General features: G+C 59.2%; 10 protein-coding genes and 2 pseudogenes. 7 read left to right on the top strand and 5 right to left on the bottom strand.

The genetic code is table 11. The features are described 5' to 3' along the window. The first annotated feature begins 123 nt into the window (after positions 1-123). The gene (locus WKB25_RS04600) at positions 124-873 is read left to right on the top strand and encodes an NAD(P)-binding domain-containing protein (RefSeq protein ID WP_340568942.1); all 750 of its coding nucleotides are present in this window, start codon (positions 124-126) and stop codon (positions 871-873) included. Positions 874-1286: 413 nt separating this feature from the next. Next, on the top strand, positions 1287-1715 hold the full coding sequence (locus tag WKB25_RS04595; protein WP_340568941.1) for a sodium-independent anion transporter: 429 nt from the start codon (positions 1287-1289) through the stop codon (positions 1713-1715). Between the two features lie 142 nt (positions 1716-1857). Here the strand turns inward: WKB25_RS04595 and WKB25_RS04590 are convergent, their stop codons facing one another. Then, a complete protein-coding gene (locus WKB25_RS04590) occupies positions 1858-2280 on the bottom strand; it encodes a hypothetical protein (protein WP_340568940.1) in 423 nt (140 codons plus the stop codon). A gap of 340 nt (positions 2281-2620) precedes the next feature. Here WKB25_RS04590 and WKB25_RS04585 point away from each other — a divergent pair, with 340 nt between their 5' ends. The 5 genes and pseudogenes from WKB25_RS04585 (at position 2621) to WKB25_RS04565 (ending at position 9481) form a co-directional block, all read left to right on the top strand. Further along, positions 2621-3253 (top strand): hypothetical protein, encoded by a 633-nt coding sequence (locus tag WKB25_RS04585; RefSeq protein ID WP_340568939.1) that lies wholly within the window; start codon positions 2621-2623, stop codon positions 3251-3253. A gap of 4 nt (positions 3254-3257) precedes the next feature. Then, on the top strand, positions 3258-3674 hold the full coding sequence (locus WKB25_RS04580; protein ID WP_340568938.1) for a response regulator: 417 nt from the start codon (positions 3258-3260) through the stop codon (positions 3672-3674). Then, the gene (locus tag WKB25_RS04575) at positions 3637-3906 is read left to right on the top strand and encodes a LuxR C-terminal-related transcriptional regulator (RefSeq protein ID WP_340569127.1); all 270 of its coding nucleotides are present in this window, start codon (positions 3637-3639) and stop codon (positions 3904-3906) included. The genes WKB25_RS04580 and WKB25_RS04575 overlap by 38 nt, the downstream gene beginning before the upstream one ends. A 371-nt stretch (positions 3907-4277) precedes the next feature. Next, positions 4278-7535, top strand: a complete 3258-nt coding sequence (locus tag WKB25_RS04570; protein WP_340568937.1) for an autotransporter outer membrane beta-barrel domain-containing protein — start codon at positions 4278-4280, stop codon at positions 7533-7535. A gap of 980 nt (positions 7536-8515) precedes the next feature. Continuing rightward, positions 8516-9481 (top strand): annotated as a pseudogene (locus WKB25_RS04565) (IS5 family transposase). 182 nt (positions 9482-9663) lie between these two features. On the opposite strand, the gene WKB25_RS04560 reads toward WKB25_RS04565, so the two are convergent. From WKB25_RS04560 to WKB25_RS04545, 4 genes and pseudogenes are all read right to left on the bottom strand, one after another. Beyond that, a complete protein-coding gene (locus tag WKB25_RS04560) occupies positions 9664-10239 on the bottom strand; it encodes a hypothetical protein (RefSeq protein ID WP_340568936.1) in 576 nt (191 codons plus the stop codon). A 4-nt stretch (positions 10240-10243) separates the two neighbouring features. Continuing rightward, the gene (locus WKB25_RS04555; RefSeq protein WP_340568935.1) at positions 10244-14941 is read right to left on the bottom strand and encodes an RHS repeat-associated core domain-containing protein; all 4698 of its coding nucleotides are present in this window, start codon (positions 14939-14941) and stop codon (positions 10244-10246) included. Between the two features lie 408 nt (positions 14942-15349). Then, positions 15350-15796: pseudogene (locus WKB25_RS04550) on the bottom strand (DDE-type integrase/transposase/recombinase); the annotation flags it as partial. Positions 15797-16305: 509 nt separating this feature from the next. Next, positions 16306-16590, bottom strand: coding sequence for a helix-turn-helix transcriptional regulator (locus WKB25_RS04545; protein WP_340568934.1), 285 nt, complete (start codon positions 16588-16590; stop codon positions 16306-16308). Positions 16591-16925: the final 335 nt, after the last annotated feature.

The following is a 16925-nucleotide window of genomic DNA, read 5'->3' as shown; positions in this document are numbered from 1 at the left end:
CCCAATCCACCGTCGATGCAACCTAAGTGACCGGCAAGAACTAAGAACTGCGGGACACGATTGTCCCCGGTTCCTCTGCAAGTTTGCACAGCAAGATGAACCAAGTGAAATGGAGTAGGAATCATGAAAGTAGGCATTCTGGGCACCGGCAATATCGGAAAGACACTTGTCCGTGAATTGACCAAAGCTGGTCATGAGATCAAGGTTGCGAACTCCCGTGGCCCTGAGACAATCGACAAGCAGCTACTGGCTAACGGCGCCCGCGCGACAACCGCTCAAGACGCGGTGAGGGACGTGGACGTGATCATCCTCTCGATCCCGTTTGCGAGCCACTCGAAAGTCAGATCCCTCCTCGCGGGCGTCCCGGAAAAAACGGTGGTGATCGACACGGCCAACTATTATCCAGTGCGGGACGGCGCGATCGAGGCGATTGACGCGGGCCAGGTGGAAAGCCTCTGGGTAGTGGAACAATTGGGCCGGCCGATCGCCAAGGCGTGGAACGCGATAGGAGCACAAGCATTCGCCGAATTTGGGCTGGCGCCGGGAAGTCCCGATCGTATCGCGATACCCGTTGCTGCCGACCGCACAGTTGATCGAGAAGTGGCGATGCGCCTAGTCGAAGAGACTGGCATCGACGCATTCGATGCTGGATCGCTCGCGGATTCGTGGCGCCAGCAGCCTGCTGCGCCGGCTTACTGCACCAACCTTAAAAAGAAGGAGATGGCGGCGGCTCTCGCAGCGGCAGAGAAGGATCGTCTCCCGAAACGCCGCGATTTGGTGTCCGCGATTGTGCAAGAACGCTTCGGTCTTGCGAACTTGAGCAATTCCGATGCCGACTTCCTCGAGAAGCTCAACCGGCTCATCTATATGTAAGCCGCTGGGTCTGCTGTCTTTGCGCAAACAGGCTTGTTCGCTTAACATCGAGCGAACGAGTCCGCTTGCTCCGTTAGGGCCTCCCTGTTTCTCACGCTGTGTACGCGCCCGATTCCCTAGATACCTGTTCTTGTCTTCTGCGGTTGGGGCTATGGCGAACAAGTGACTTGCAGACGAGTTCAAGGCCGAGGCGGTCCAGCTCACCAAAGTGGTCGGTCAACATGAAGCGTCGGGCTGCCTGGCGTACCGGTGACAACGGTGAAAAACTGGAGTCACCAGCCGGTCGCGCAGAACCTGCTGGATCGCCGACTCTCGGGTTGGTGCCCCAGTCAAGCCTAGGTTCGTGAAATCACTTTCTCTTCAACCGCGTAGCCCGAGGCTGCGCGTTCTTCGTTCTGAAGAACGGTGGCCGATTGGGCTATGACAAAAACATAAGCCCGCCGCTTCTCGGCAATCCAACACGATCAGGTGCGATCACCGTCGAGGTTGCCTCCGGTATCCGGCTGATCGACGAGAACGGGGAGACGACTGAAGATTTGACCCAGCGCGATCAGCTTCCGCAAGGCGTTGAAGTCTTCCAGATCACGGGTCCGCTATTCTTCGGTGTTGCCAACCGCCTGAACGACGTGCTGGACCAGTTCCGCGTGCCGCCGAAGGTCTTCATCATCAGGATGAGTCTGGTTCCCATTGTGGATTCCAGTGGCGTGCATGCGCTGGCGACGCTGCTGGAGCGCTGCCGGCGGCGGGGGATTACCCTGATCATATCGGGCCTGCAGACACAGCCACGCACCATGGTCGAGCAGATGCACCTGCATCCCCACGAGGGCGAATTGTCCCCGTGACGCCGTCGGCACCGGTTTCGCAAACACCAGAATAACGAAGCCCATCAATGGTTTAGCTTGATGGGCTTCATTGTTCAGGACTTCCGCATGGGCAGAAATGGGCATTGATTGGCAATGTAGTGCCAGCTTTTCTGCAAACAGCCTAACCATTGCCGCGCGAGGGCGCCACTGAAGCCTCTCGAGCAATCCCATCAATAAAGGCTAGGAGCTCTCCACTCTCGTTGCCATGGGGCTCCAAGCCCAATCCCCTCAGCACCCCAACCCCTCTGGTCTGCGCAATCATTTCGGCGGCCTTGACCATTGCAGTCGACTTGCCCCCAAAGAATGCGATTCGGGACTCTCGTGACTGCTGAGAGAAGTTGTTGATCAGATCCACCAATGAGCGTCCAAGGCCGAACACGTTCACCACCACTATGCTGTAGTGCCGCCACTCAACCAGTGCTGCAGCGCTGCAAATGTCGCCCACGGTTTCCACTTGGACCCTAGCGTCGATCGACAGGCGTGACTCCATATCTATTCGATCCATGGTTCGATCACCGACCAGCAACACCCTGACCAACACCATCACCCTTCTCCTTACATCACATCTTCCAGCCGAGGAGGGCTGCCTGGCTTTGACATCGACCAGGGCCGTGTGCGCAGCCGGGAATCCAAAGTGAGGGGAGATGCTAGTGGGCCCGCGGCCTACCGCAAATAGGACAACCCTTAATTCCACCTACACATTAAGTAGTAGTACACAGGATGGCCGGCGCAATACAGGACCAGAATTGGAAGAATAGGAAAGGTCTCATTCTCCACAGCATGTTCACCGCTTTACTCTCACCACCTTCGAATCGCAGCACTCCCACTCGATGCATGACTGCCGCATTGAAGTAGTTTGGAGAGCATTGAAGGAGAACATAGGAATGTCGATTCATGGCCACCTCGGCGACATTGACCTGGAAGAGATCATTGCGTTGGTAGGGAGTAGAAGTGGCGTGCTCTCCCTCGGCCCCGTGCAGGGGAAGACACTGATCATCCAAGTTGCCGCCGGCTTGATCGCATCGTTCTCCATCGAGCAAAAGGTCGAAGGTAAGGACAGGATTTTCAGGCTTGCGCGCTGGTTCGCCGGGCACCCTTGCAACTTCAGCTTCGAGCAGAAGCCGATATATACGACTCAGGCTGAGCACGTGGAGCTACCTCAACTTTCCCCACGCCGGCAGCAAGAAGAAATGGAAGCGGGACCAGGGATTCACCTGCTGTCCGATCCGGACACAGTGTTCATGCTAATCAAGGCAAAGAAGACGGACCTTACACTCGAGCTGCAGCGCTTCCTGGACAGAGCGGCGCCGATGCTAGAAAGGGGCGCAAGCGCCAATGACATTGCGCGTCGCACACAGATGCCGGTGAAAAATGTGCAACTTGCTTTGCATGGCCTGAAACAGGCCAGAAAAGCATGGCCAGCGTTCGTCGCCACGCCTTCACCATCTCGCCCCCCTGGACGGAGCCTGATCTCCAGACTCCTGCGACCGCGAACAGCTCGCGTCGGATCGAGCTGAGAACATGGTCAACGTAACCTCTTCGACTGCCGTGGGCGGCAGAACCGTGGTCGTCGCCGACGAGCACTCCATTTATGTCCTGGGCGTGGTGAGCACACTCCGGTCCATTCCAAGTGTCGCGATAAGCGGCCTAACGACACAGCCTCACACTTTGCTTGAGCTCGTGGCGCAACATCGTCCGGACATCGTCATCACCGGCTACAACTTGCAATCCGAAGAAGGCACAACTGCCAACTGCGCGCCGATCGCCGAGATCGGCCAACTGTCACCGCGAACCCGCATCATCGTCATCACACCGCAAGCAAGCGAGGGCCTGCGTCGGAGCATCCTTGTGGCAGGTGCTCATCTCGTAGAGAGCAAGGCATGCACCACCAGCACCCTCCATCGACAACCTCAAAGGCCATGCCGACAGCGCAGCTGAAGAACAGCGCGCTGAAATCATCCGCACCGCGAAACTATCCCCGTGCGAGAAGGCAGTCCTTCGCCATTATCTTTCCGGCATGAGCGTTACAGCCATCGCCGCCCTGCTACAGCGAAGCAAGAAGACTATCAGTTCGCAGAAAGTGAGCATGATGAGGAAGCTTGGAGTCTCGAGCAACCAAGAGCTGGTTCTGGTTGCCAGCAACTTTCCTGAACTCTCAATGACTACCTAGCGGCACACAGAGGAAGCAGAACGTCGCTGCGTCATTAATGCTCCGGCGCGCAAGCAGAAGAAATGGGATTCGTCCAATTCCTTGGCTACGCCAGCGTTCCTGAACTTGAGCCAACCCAACATAGTGCGGACAAGCTCAGCCGCCACTTTTAGGACATTTCTGATTTCCATACAAAACCCCATCAATCAACCTACTGACTACTAGCAAGAAATTCAAAAACGAGTAGGAGAACACTGATGGCAGTCCCTAGCCGCTTGGCGCCCATTCCCCAGGGGCTGCCTTGGATCATTACATCAAGAGTGGAAAACACCCAGCATCGACCGTGAGTCTGGCCAAGCACTTCGCGTGCGCTCCTCCCTATCTGCATTGGATTGAATCTAGCAGCGTTAAGCGCATTTCCGGCCAAAGCAGCCAACTACACCGGGCCCATCGTAATCAATGCAGGCCAATCGCTTAACTTGGTTGACGGAGATAGCGTCGAGCAAACCTCAAGTGGATTTGCTCTAACCACTACAGGCGTCGGCGCACTGCTCAATGCATCCAACCTAGATCTGAAGACTTCAGGCAAAAACGCCAGCGGAATTCGCGCGATCTCAGGCAGCGAGGCATGGCTCAACGGCGGCCACATGCAGATCGGCACTGCCAACATCGATGGCGGCTATGCGTTGCTCGCCAGCGATGCCGGCAGCACAATCTACGCAGACGATATCCACATTGATGCAACCCGTAACGAGTACGGACTAGGCTCCGTTCATGCCGAGAACGGAGGGACGATTTGGTTGGCCGGCGGCAGCGTCAGCAGTGGTGGGCATCCACTCTCTGCCACGGGGAGGAATAGTGCACTTATTGTCGGCGGCACCGACATTAATAGTAGTGGAAAGAATAATGGGGCCACCAGCACAGCGTTCGCTCGCTCCGGTGCGCTACTCTCAATGGAATCGCTAAAGTTCACTTTTTCGCCGAGCGATAAAGGAACCGACTTACGCTTGTACGCAAATGGACTTGACAGCCTTCTATCACTAAGGCACGTCGAGGTAGTTAATGGCTACTTCGAAGCAACCGATGGTGCCAAGTTGCAGATCAGGGGAAGCAGTGCAACTAGCAATATTGGCAGTATCAGCATTGCCGGAAGCAAAGTCACGCGCCAGTATGCTTTTGCAGAAATTATTGACAGCAGCTTTGAGACGATCAAAGGCTATGGAGTCAAGGTATATCCTTGGTCCGTATTGAGTGCAACTGGAACACATTTCACGGTCCGCGATGGTCAATCGGGGATCTGGATGTCTGACGCAGACTATAACGCGCAACCGACCGTCAATCTGACCAATACCGTCATCAGCACATACAGCGGCAATGGCAATGGCCACGGCTTGGACGTGTGGAGCGGGACTGCGACCATCATTGGTGGCAGTGTCGACACTCACGGCGATAACGCATATGGGTTGCGCGCCCAGGGCCATGACTCATCACTAGCATCAAAAATAGACGCCAATGACCTAGACATTACCACTCAAGGGAAAGGTGGTGGCGGTGTGTTTTTGACCGGCAGCGCTGCTCAGTTGAAGCTACTGGGCGGCTCGGTCATTACCTCAGGCAAGTCCTCATTCGGAATCGTGCAAACCGATGCTGCCGGGCTCGCGGTAGACGGCGTGAAGATTCGAGCCCGTGGGGCGGATTCCGGTGCCTACCGCTCCTACCATACAGTTCCGGGCAAGGGATGGAATAGGCTTGCACTTAGCAACAGCCTGCTGGAGACCGAGGACGGTCAAGCGATACTGTTGCAGGGTAGTAATCATGAACTGAACCTCGATAGCACCGACGTCATGGCTCGGCAACAGGGCGATCTGGACAGCGGACGCCTCCTTCAGGTCAGCGATACCGTGTTAACCAATGGGAGCACGGTTGCAACCTCTGACATTCTGTTCAGCGCGGACAGCAGCCGCCTGACTGGTGACGTCGTAGTCGACAGCGCGACCGCCAACGTACAGATGACTCTGCGCAACGGCACCCGGTTCACTGGCGCGCTCCGCAATGATTCGGGCTACCAAGTCGCCCGGTTGGCATTGGATGGCAGCAGCCAGTGGAACCTACGTAGTGGCTCCATTGTGGGTGCGCTGGACCATGCCGGCACCATCGACTTCGTTGCCCCCACCGCTGGCGACTTCAAGACCCTGACCGTCACCGGGGACTATGTCGGTAACGGCGGCCACTGGATGTTCAACCGCGCACTGGGCGACGATTCCTCACTGGGTGACCAGTTGGTGATCAGGGGCAACAGCGGCGGGACGGCCACCGTCAGCGTGCACAACGCGGGGGGCGCGGGCGCGCTGACTAGCGAGGGCATCCGCTTGATCAGTGTAGGTGGTCAGTCCGATGCGCAGTTCACTCTGCAGGGACGCGCAGTGGCGGGCGCCTATGACTACTTCTTGTACAAAGGCGGCGCCTCCACCCCGGATGATGGCAACTGGTACCTGCGTTCAGAATATACGCCTCCTGTTATCCCGCCGGAGCCTCCCGAACCACCGGTCGAACCACCAGTCCCACCGGTCGAGCCGCCTGCCCCACCCACCGAGCCTCCGCCGGTCCCGCCGGTCCCGCCGGTCCCGCCGGTCCCGCCAGTCCCGCCAGTCCCGCCCATCGAGCCTCCGCCGGCCCCACCACCGGTCGAGCCGCCACCGGAACCGCCTCGTGTGGAGCGCCCGGAGCCCGCTGTTTATCTGGCTAACCGGAGCGCATCGCTCAACATGTTCCGGCATAGCCTGTACGACCGCAGCGGTGATCCTGCCGATGCAACCGACGGCGGCAGCGACGCCATTGCATGGGCACAGGTGCGCAGCAGCCAGCCCAGCAGCCGCGGCAGCCAGGTGGGTGTGCACAGCGAGCTCAACAGCGTGCTGCTGGGCGTCGGTCGTCGCTTCGAAGCCAATGCCGGTGGCCAGCTGCAGGCGGGTGTGATGGCCGGCCAGGGCCGGGCACGCAACGACAGCCGTTCGCAGGTGACCGGTTACACCGCGCACGGTGTGGTCAACGGCACCAGCCTGGGCCTGTATGCCACCTGGTTGCAGGACGCGCGGATGGACCACGGTGCGTATGTGGACGGCTGGTTGCAGTATGGGCGGTTCCGCAACAGCGTGCAGGGCGAAGGGCTGCAGAAGGAGCAGTATCGCTCGCACAGCTGGACCGGTTCGGCCGAGGCAGGCTATGTGCTGCCCGTGCAGCGCACAGCGCAGCGCTGTGTCTACCTGGAGCCACAGCTGCAGGTGATCCACAGCCGCTACGATGCCGATCGCGTGGTCGAGGCCAACGGCACGGTGGTTGAAGGTTACGACAAGGACGGCACCACCACGCGTGTGGGCCTGCGCCTGTACACCCGTTCGCTGACGCAGCGCCAGGGGCAGGTACAGCCGTTCGTCGCGGTGAACTGGTGGTCCGGTGGCAACGACGCGGCCATTGCCGTGGACGGAGAACGTCTGCGCCGGCAATTGCCGCGTGATGTCTACGAAGCCAAGGCTGGCGTGCAGGTGAATCTGTCGGGCGGCTGGCGCGGCTGGGGCGAGATCAGCCGGCAGACCGGCGGCATGGGCTTTCGCGACACCAGCGGACAACTGGGTCTTTCGTACAGCTGGTGAGGTCCATCTGGATAGGGGTTTCGAAATGAAACCCGTACTGCTTAGTGGATGATGGACACCACGGTGCTGGATGCACGGGGCATGGACGCCCATCCCTGCAATCCGCAGAATCTTGAATTGGACTACATGCAGCCCATCGGTGTAGCCCTGTAGCTCATAGGTCCGGCAGGCCCAGTCGTCTCCGCAGAGCTGCCAGAAGCACGGCCGAGGTCCGTACCAGCGCGTGCTGGTCGCGGGTCAGCTCGTCATACATCTCCAGCACCTCCGGGGGGGACCTGCCCTGCCCGGCCTGCCTTGTAGGCCACCGACCTCGTGGTTATGAGCCACGCGAGCTGCCGGACTGCTCTACCCCGCAAACAAGAAGGCCGCTGATCGACCAGTGGACTCCCACGTCCTGGTCAATCAACGGCCTTTGAATTGAGGCGCCCACAAGAACGCCCACTGTAGGAATTCAAACCTACTTTCGGTTCCCGAGGTAACTGAGGTTCCTCATGAGGAATAAATCTTCCTCATGAGGAAACTGGTGAGGTCAGGTAAGTGAACGAACGGATTAGCATCAAAACATTATATGTGTTCGCGGAAATCTGTTCACTGCGTCGCCGGCCATCACGGATTTATCCCTTAAGCCTAGTGGACCAAGATGAGGACTTAGCCCCCTAGCCCAAGGCAATAGAGGGCAGGTTGGCGCCTAAATCGCGGCCGCCAATGCCGCCCGTACCGATTCCTGCAGGGCTTATCTGAGGATTCAACAGTGCTCCTGGGCTGAGGGAGGCGGAGGGCCTCCCCCTCGGCGGTCGAGGAGAAGTAGCCGTCTCATAGATGCTGAGCTTGGCGCCGCCTTTGTGGAGCTGATAACAGCACAGGCGGGAAATCGTCTACGTGTGAAACGATCTAAGGATGTTCTGACCAGTCACTTCGGCGGTGCCGTGCCCTGGCCTGCCGCCTGAGAGACAATGGCGGCACACCTTGGGAAGCTATCCATGCAGCTGACATTTGGTGATGCCGAGGGCCTGGGCAAGCGCAAGCAGACCCAGCGCGAGATCTTCCTTTCCGAGATGGAGCAGGTAGTGCCGTGGAAGGCGCTGCTGGTTCAGATCGAGCCGCACTACCCGCGCGCAGGCCGCGTGGGCCGGCCGCCGTATTCGATGGAGACGATGCTGCACATCCACCTGCTGCAGCAGTGGTACGCGTTGAGCGATCCGGGGATGGAGGAAGCGCTGCACGAGATCGCTTCGATGCGGCTGTTCGCCCGGCTCAGCGGGCTCGATGTGATCCCGGATGAGACCACGATCCTCAACTTCCGTCGTCTGCTGGAGAAGAATGCTCTGGCGGCGAAGATGCTGGAGGCGGTAAATGCGCACCTTGCGCGCAAAGGCCAGAGCCTGCACGCCGGCACGATCGTGGATGCCACGATCATCCACACGCCCAGCTCGACCAAGAACGCCAACAAGGCGCGCGACCCGGAAATGCATCAGACCCGCAAGGGCAACCATTGATGATACTTCGGGATGAAGGCGCACATCGGTGTTGATGAATTCTCCGGGCTGGTGCACCACGTCAAGTGCACGGCAGCCAATGTCAGCGATGTCACGGTCACCGACGCGCTGCTGCATGGCAAGGAAGAGTGCGTGTTCGGCGACAGCGGCTATACCGGTGCCGACAAGCGTGCAGAGCTGTCCAACTGCAAGGCGATGTTCTTCATCGCCGCCAAGCGCTCGCAGGTCAGGGCCGTTGGCGACGCGCGGGAACGCAAACAGGTGGAACGCTGGGAGAGCTGGAAGGCCAGCATGCGTGCCAAGGTCGAGCACCCGTTCCGGGTGATCAAACGTCAGTTCGGTTACACCAAGGCGCGCTACCGCGGCTTGGCCAAGAACACGGCACAGGTGCTGACATTGTTCGCGCTGTCCAATCTGTGGATGGTGCGCCGGCAGTTGCTGCCGGCATAGGGGTCAATCCGTCCGCAGGTGCCTGCCGGCACCACCCAAACGGCGAAAAACCGCACATCTGGCGCGCCTGTCGGTCGTTGTTCGGGCCGGACCTGGAAACTCAGGACTCAGTGCTGGTTGTTCAGACCATCCCTAAGCGGCTGACGGCTGCCCACGAAACCCTGGGCGATTCACAACTTGGATCAGCCCCCCCCCAGCTTCTTAACATTCTCCTCCTTCACCACGTCCAGCATCGATTTGACTGCCTCAACTCCATGATTCAGCGCCACTATTAGAGCATCGCAAAGTTTTAGATCATGATCATCCAACGCCGGGGCTAGTTCCTTCAGCAACTTTAGCGCCAAATCCTTCTTCCCCAATAGCGCCAGTGTCGCTGCATGATTGATATGAGCGTGAGCGCCTCTCAAGCCCCGCGTCTCAAGGAAGGATGCAAATTCCAGCAAGGTCATTGAAGACTTCGCTTCAAGAACATTCCGCAGCTCGAGCGACGAAAGAATGCTCTCAATCACATCATCGTCCGCCATTTGATCCTTTCCGATAAACGGCCGTTCCGCGATTCGACTGCTGTAGGACAGATGCGGTCCAAAGAAATCAAACAATGGAAATATAAAATTCCATACATAGAGTCCTCTTGGGACGAACTCCAGAACAATTCCTTGTGCCACATAGTCAAAGTCACTTCTGAAAAAATATCCACCTGACCCGCCGATCAGGCCGGACCTTTTGCGCAGAAGGTTGCAAATGTATCGCTTGTTCATCTTATCAACGACCTTCGGGCTTAAGTTCCACCACAAGAGTTCCCTCGGGGAGATTCTTGACGTACTTATTGTACTGATCCCAGGAGATATAAGCCCAACCAGTCTTCAGATCGAAGATGGCTTTAGGTGCATCAATTGGGCCGTACACAGCGTCCGCCCGTGAGGACCCCGGGTACCCATACCTAACAACCCTACGGCCAGCGTAGCTCACCTCAGTTGCATACTGAGAAGTCGGGCATGTCGTATCCACCAGGCGCTTGAACTCACTATGGATGAGCGTTCCGCGTATCCAAGGGAGTGAGCAACGCCATCCACAGGTGGCGTCAATGGTGGACGCTGCTTGGTTTGCCAGCCTCTGGAGCCGATTGCCGGCCGCCTGCAAATCCGGTGAAACAGGTACGGACTGAGGTATGTACCACTCATCTGCCAAGCCTAGTGGATCTGTACGGCCAGTGGGATCTCCGCTCACATACGCGAAGGAGTTCAGCCCACCCATCAACCCAATCGGATCGCTCTGGGAATACCGCCCCACTGCCGGGTCGTATTCCCGCTGGTAGTTGTAGAACAGCCCACTCGCATCCGTCGCCTGCTGCCCGGGAAAGCGCAGCGCCAAATCGAACGCCACGCCATCGCCATCCGGATCAGCACTTGGAATCTGGTCACCGAACACCTCGCTCTTGTTGCTCCACTCCCAGATCGCGACATTCCGCACCGGGTCGATCACCAGGCGGGGCGTACCTAGATGATCCGGCTGGACGTAGGCCAGCTCCGGCACGCCAGCAATCGGCAGATTTATCAACGCCACCGGATAGTTGTCCAGCCAGATGGCCTGCTGCTGCGCCTGGCCCGTGGCCGAATAGTTGCCCAGCCACTGCCCCGCTTCGTTATACAGGGTGATCTGAGCCACGCCACCTGCTGGGGTACGTAGCACGCGCTCTCCGCGATGGTTGTAGGCGTAGCTTTCCAGCACGGTATTGCCCTGCTTCACCGCGCTCATGCGGTTGGCATCGTTGTAGGTGAATGTCTTGCTGCCAATGCTGGTGGTGTTGCCCGCTGCGTCATGGTTGCGTGCTTCACCATCCACCGCAGTCAGACGATGGCTGGTTGCTGGATAGGTGTAGCTGGCGGTGCCTGCCGAGGTTGTCAGCGCGGTCCGATTGCCAGTGGCGTCATAGGCATAGGTCTCAATCGGTGTGCCAGTCGCGCCATCCTGGGTCTGGGTCAGGCGACCCAGCGTGTCGTAGGCGTACTTGGCGAGCACCGTCGAGCCTGCGCCGTTTTTCAGCTCGGTGATCGAACCAACCGGGTCATAGCCATAGCCCAGCGACAGGCCGCCTGCGGCCGGGTCATGCACCGCCTGCGGGCGATAGTCCAGATCCAGCGGACGCTGCAGCTGGCGGCCGTTGCCATAGGTCCAACCGGTCGCCGGGCCGAAAGCCGCATAGCTCACGTTGGTCACCACGATCTGGCGCGCCTGGCCGGGCCGGGTCAGGCCAATCTGGCTGATGCGCCCCTGGCTATCGCGTACATAGTCAGCCACGCTGCCGTCGGGGTAGGTCAGCTTGGTCAATCGACCTGACTTGCTGTAGGCATAGCGCAGCGTACTGGCGACACCATTGACGGTCTGCACCTTGCGAATGACCTGACCGAAGCGGTCGTGGCAGTACTGGGTGCTGCCATTGGCATGCAGCACCTGTCCCAGACGCCCCTTGGCAAAGCGCTCGTCGGCGGCGCAGGCAGCTGGCGCCACGTCGTAGCTGTAGCCCACGTCCAGATTGGGGTCCGGGTAGGCAATGCCGATCAGACGGTTGAGTGCATCGTAGTGATAGGTGGCGGTGACGCCGCGCGCGTCCGTGGCCGTCTTGCGGTTGCCGGCTGCGTCCATGGTGAAGCTGCTGGCACCGCTGTCCGGGCTGACTTGCCCGGTCAGATCACCGAAACCGTTGTAGGCGTAGGTGGTGTGCAGGCCCTTCGGGTCGGTGACCTGGGTGACCTGGTCCAGCGCGTTGTACTGGCGGCGGATCTCCGCCGCCACGCCGCCGACGTCCTGCAGGGTCTGCGCCAGGCGGTTCAGGGGGTCGTACTGCTCGCTGGTCACGCGCTGCAGGGCGTCGGTCACCGTCTGCGGGTTACCGTTGGCATCGTAAGCAAACCCGGTGGCGTGGTTGCCCGCGTCCTTCAGCGCGGTCAGCTGGCCGAGTGTGTTGAACGTCCTTGCCAGGGTGCGACGCAGGGTACCCCCGGTATCCAGCGTGTCTTCCTTGAGGCGATTGCCCGCGTTGTCCAACGCGTAGTGAATCGTATTGCCTGCGTTGTCCTCTATGTCGGTCAAGCGCAGCGCAGCATCGTAGAGATAGGAAACGCTGCTGCCATCCGGCTCGGTGATCTTCTGCACCTGGCCGGTTGGCCAATAGCTCAGCTGGGTAACGCGGTCCTCGGCCGTGCTGGCGCCGCGTACGGTGAACGAGGTCGGCCAGCCGCGGGCATGGTAGGTGTAATCGGTGACCACGCCGTTGGCGTCCTTGACCGACAACGGCCGTCCGAACGCGTCGTATGCCAAAGTCTCGACCGTCTGGCCCAGCGCATTGGTCACGCTGCGCAGGTCACCCTTGCGATAGGTACAAGCTCCGCCGGTCGCGCACCCTGCATCATCCGCCGGATAGTAGGCATAGGTAGCAGTATCGACCACATCCGTGCGCGGGCCATCCACGCCCTTCAGCAACCCTTCCACGGGGCAGCTGCCTGCCGCAGCCACGTCCGCGGCTTCGCAATAGGTGTAGCTGGTGGTGCGCGCCTGGCCGGTTGCGGTATCGGTCACTGTGTTGACCGTGGGCTGGCGCCGGGCATTGAAGGACGTGCGGGTTTCACGATTGCCGATCCGGGTGGTCAGTACCACATTGGTTTCGACGTCGCGCGCAGTGGTCACCACGCGCTGCTCGGGCAGGCCGACCGCTTCGGTCACGGTATGGATGCTCACGGCACGACCGCTCACCGCATCGGTGCCCTGCGCATAGGTGTGCTTGGTCTGGATACCGCGGCGATCGGTGTAGGTATCCAGACGCCTGCGGAAGTCGACACTCTGGTCGTAGTAGGTTCGGCTGACGGTTCCCTGCGAGTCCGTCAGGCCGGTCACCTTGCGCGACGGAGCGGTATCGCCGCCGGGTGTCAGGGTGTAGTCGGTCTGCCGCCCAAGCGCGTCGGTCACCACCGCACCGCCGTTGGGGCTGTAGGCGAGCGTCACGCCATCGGCACCGCCGGCGTGCTGGCTGGAAATGACACGGCCGTCGGAATCATAGGTAAAAGTGCTGTAGCGACGCCCGTCTTCCGCCGTAATGCCGGTCAGATGTTGAGGGAAGTCCTGGTTCTCGTAGTGATACGTGCGCACACCTCCACCCGCATAGGTCACCGTGGCGACCTGGTTCTGCGATGTGTAGGTGTAGGTGGCGAGCGCAATGCCTTCGACCAGCACCGAAGTGATCAGCGCCTCATAGTCGTTGGACTGGTAGACGAACTCCAGCGTGCGGCCACTGCTGTGGGTGACGGCCGCAAGGCGGTCGCTGTCATCGTAGATATAGGTCAGCGAGGTGCCATCCGGGAAGCGCTTGGCGGCCAGACGCCCGTCCGCGCCGAAGGTCGAGATGGAATCCTCCGAATACAGTGTCCAGTTACCGTTCTGGACAAGGCGATCGCCACTGTCGTCGTCCGCCTCATAGGCTTGCCCGATCTTCTTGAATGCCCGCTGGAAACCGGTGCTTTCAATGATGCCAACGCTGTCAACGCCATCCAGTGCCAGGTGGGCGCCCAGCGAATGGGTCCAGCCATAACCGAAGCCACCGGAGGAGGTGGAGATGCCGGAGTGATAGAAGCGCGTCAGCGCGATCCAGCCCAGATCGAAATCCTGCGCGATTTCGTATTTCTCGCCCGTTTTGACGTCACACGGATTGCCTACGGTGCCGTCGCAAGGCGCGCTATTTGCGTCCTCGCTTTTCTCTGCTGTGGGACAATTGGCGCCAGCGCCGTCCTTGTCGCACTTCTGCGACTTGGAAGTGATGGTCGCAACGAATTCCTCGCTGACACAGGCGTTGTGCTTGTTGGACCACTGCGTAAGCGGAATCGGGCAGTTCAATCGCCGGGTACGCGCGACTGCCACCGTTCCGGTATACGGGGTGCAGGGCGATTCAGCCGTATTGTTGCCAGCCATTGAAGTCAGATCGTAGAAGCGTGACTCGATGACACCTTCCTGATCGGGCGAAGCCGCAAACCAATCGCCTGACGGAGTGACCGCCGCCCCGGGGCACACGGGATTGTTGGCTTGTTGGTCCGCGAGAAAATCGGCAACCATCGCCTCTTCCGTCGGGAATATGTCACGCCCTATGTAGGACCAGTCTGGGTCGGAGGGCTGCGTCTTTCCCATCCAGTAGGTGATCGACGTGTTTCCGTTCAAGTCCACGATTTTGGACTTGATCTTGTCGACGTACTGCCAGCCGAACTGGAACTCCGGCGGGAATGGGCTGGGCGCCGGCAAGTTCTCGATGGCGGCCACCGCCGCCTGCTGGGTCTTGTATTGGGTCGCATCGCCGCTGGGCTGCGAAATGCGCCAGGTAATCTTGCTTTCCTGCGCCTGTGCCACGGTCGGGGTGATGCCACTCAGGGCGATGATCGCCAGCGCGGCACACGATAAGGACTTCAGTCGTTCCAACATCCCTGTTCTCCTTCCTGGAGGAACACAGCGCCGGAGGGGAACGAGAACGCGGGGATAGGTCCCCATCGCGTCGTACTTCGGATCGTCCCTGGCCCGGAATGCGGCGCAGCCGCACGAAACCTTTATCCTCTAGATCTGCAACATATTCAAGCTTATCTGTGTGATAAATATCACATTTTTTATGAGCAAATTGAAGAAACCCGCTGCCCGATCATTGAGCCAGCGCTCCAACACAGGCAAATCATCGTTCAACGCCCCGGCGCCATCGCAATTTTTGGGGGCGTCTTTTCTACTTCTTTTACGGAGGAATGGTATCAGTGCTCGAGAGCGTATTGCTCCGTATCCCTGTGACCTCCGCTCCAACTGCATCGTTCGCTAGGCCTGTGGCTGCCCCCCGCGTTTTGGGTTCTACCCCGATATCACGGACGGTTCTAAAAGAGTTGCAACCTTCTGATCCTGCTTGGCGATCCTTCGCCGCATCCTTGGGTTGTGGCGTCGCTCGATGTAGTCAAACACATCCGCTCTTGCTGCATCCAGTGTGGGGTAGCTCGTTCGATAGATCCGCTCGCGCTTCAGCAGCCCAAAAAAGCCTTCGCAGGCCGCGTTGTCGCCGCAATGCCCCACAGCGCTCATTGAGCAGATCAGCCCGTTAGCCGCGAGATACCCCTGGTAGTCGCCGCTGCGGAACTGACTGCCACGATCCGAATGCAGGATCACCTCATCGCTTCCTTGCCGCTGCCACACCGCCATCTGCACCGCCCGGATCACCATCTGACGGTCCTGCCGAGCGTGCATTGACCAGCCCACAATGCGCTGGTCGTACAGATCCAGCACGATGCACAGATACAGCTTGCCTTACCAGTATGCTAGACACTTGGAGTCACCACCGATCGCGAATCCCCGCGGATTGTCGATGCCGTTTTTCTGGCGAGATGTTGTTGCGGACGGCGGTCCGCCACTATGCGGTGTATCTGTCCAGCTTGGCGAAGGTGTCCAAGATGGAGCTGGTGTCCAGATCATTGGGCGGCAGTGTCCAATTCATTTGGCGTCACTGTTCAGTGTGTTTGGCGCTGGGCGTCCAGTTGCTTGGCGTTTCGTAACAAATCACGGGTCCTGGTTGATCCGTGCCAAGAGAGGTAGGGAATCTGCGCAAACCAGCACTGGGTACGCACGACGGCAATTCTTGTCGCCGAAAAGTCGCAATGGTTGACGTGGTTCCGTATCGTCAATAACTGTAGCTACCGAGTAGCTATGCACTAAGTCCAAAACGACTTTGCGAGAAGGCTGAGCCTCTGCCGAATTAGACACGGGCAAGAGATGGCTACGCTTGCATCGTGGGAGGATACCAGGCGCCGCTCCGGGCTCTAGGACGCTCGGCTGCGCAACCGTTTAGCCTTCAGCATAGCCATTGGGCTAACGGTCGGGACTGGGACGAGAGAAGTCAGCTGTTGTTCCAAGCCCAATGCTCTAAGGGTGGAGATCAGCGTGTAGACCGTCGATCCTTGCCCGCTCTCCAGTTGCACCAGTGCTCTGCGAGAGATTCCCGCTTTGTCGGCCAACGCTGCTTGCGAAACATTGGCCAGAAGGCGGCGCGCCCTGATCCGCTTTCCTAGGGCCTCGGCAATTTCCTCAGGGGACTGGATTGGCATGTGAATCATATGCGCGCAAATGTACTCATTAAGGGATGTCTTCTTCCGTTGTGCGCGGAAAAGCGCGCAACTCTGGCGCTTCCATAAATCATCGTAATGACGTGAAATCTCCCGCGGAATAGAAGCCTAGATAGACAGATGCTACATACCGGCAGGTGTCATGCGCACAACTGGCACCAGACTGTGCTCAATTGCTGGGTAATATCATTGCCGCGGCCGGACCAACAAAGATGTTCGGCGTTGGCGTGCTGGAGCAACTGATCGTCGTCAGTCAGCTGCAGCTACGTTGCGCGAACCGCTCGGAACTGCGCCACGGTCGCGGGCAGAACTTAGCA

The sequence above is a fragment of the Stenotrophomonas sp. G106K1 genome (assembly GCF_037969685.1).
Lineage (GTDB): Bacteria > Pseudomonadota > Gammaproteobacteria > Xanthomonadales > Xanthomonadaceae > Stenotrophomonas > Stenotrophomonas lactitubi.
This window is presented reverse-complemented; position numbering and strand designations above follow the sequence as displayed.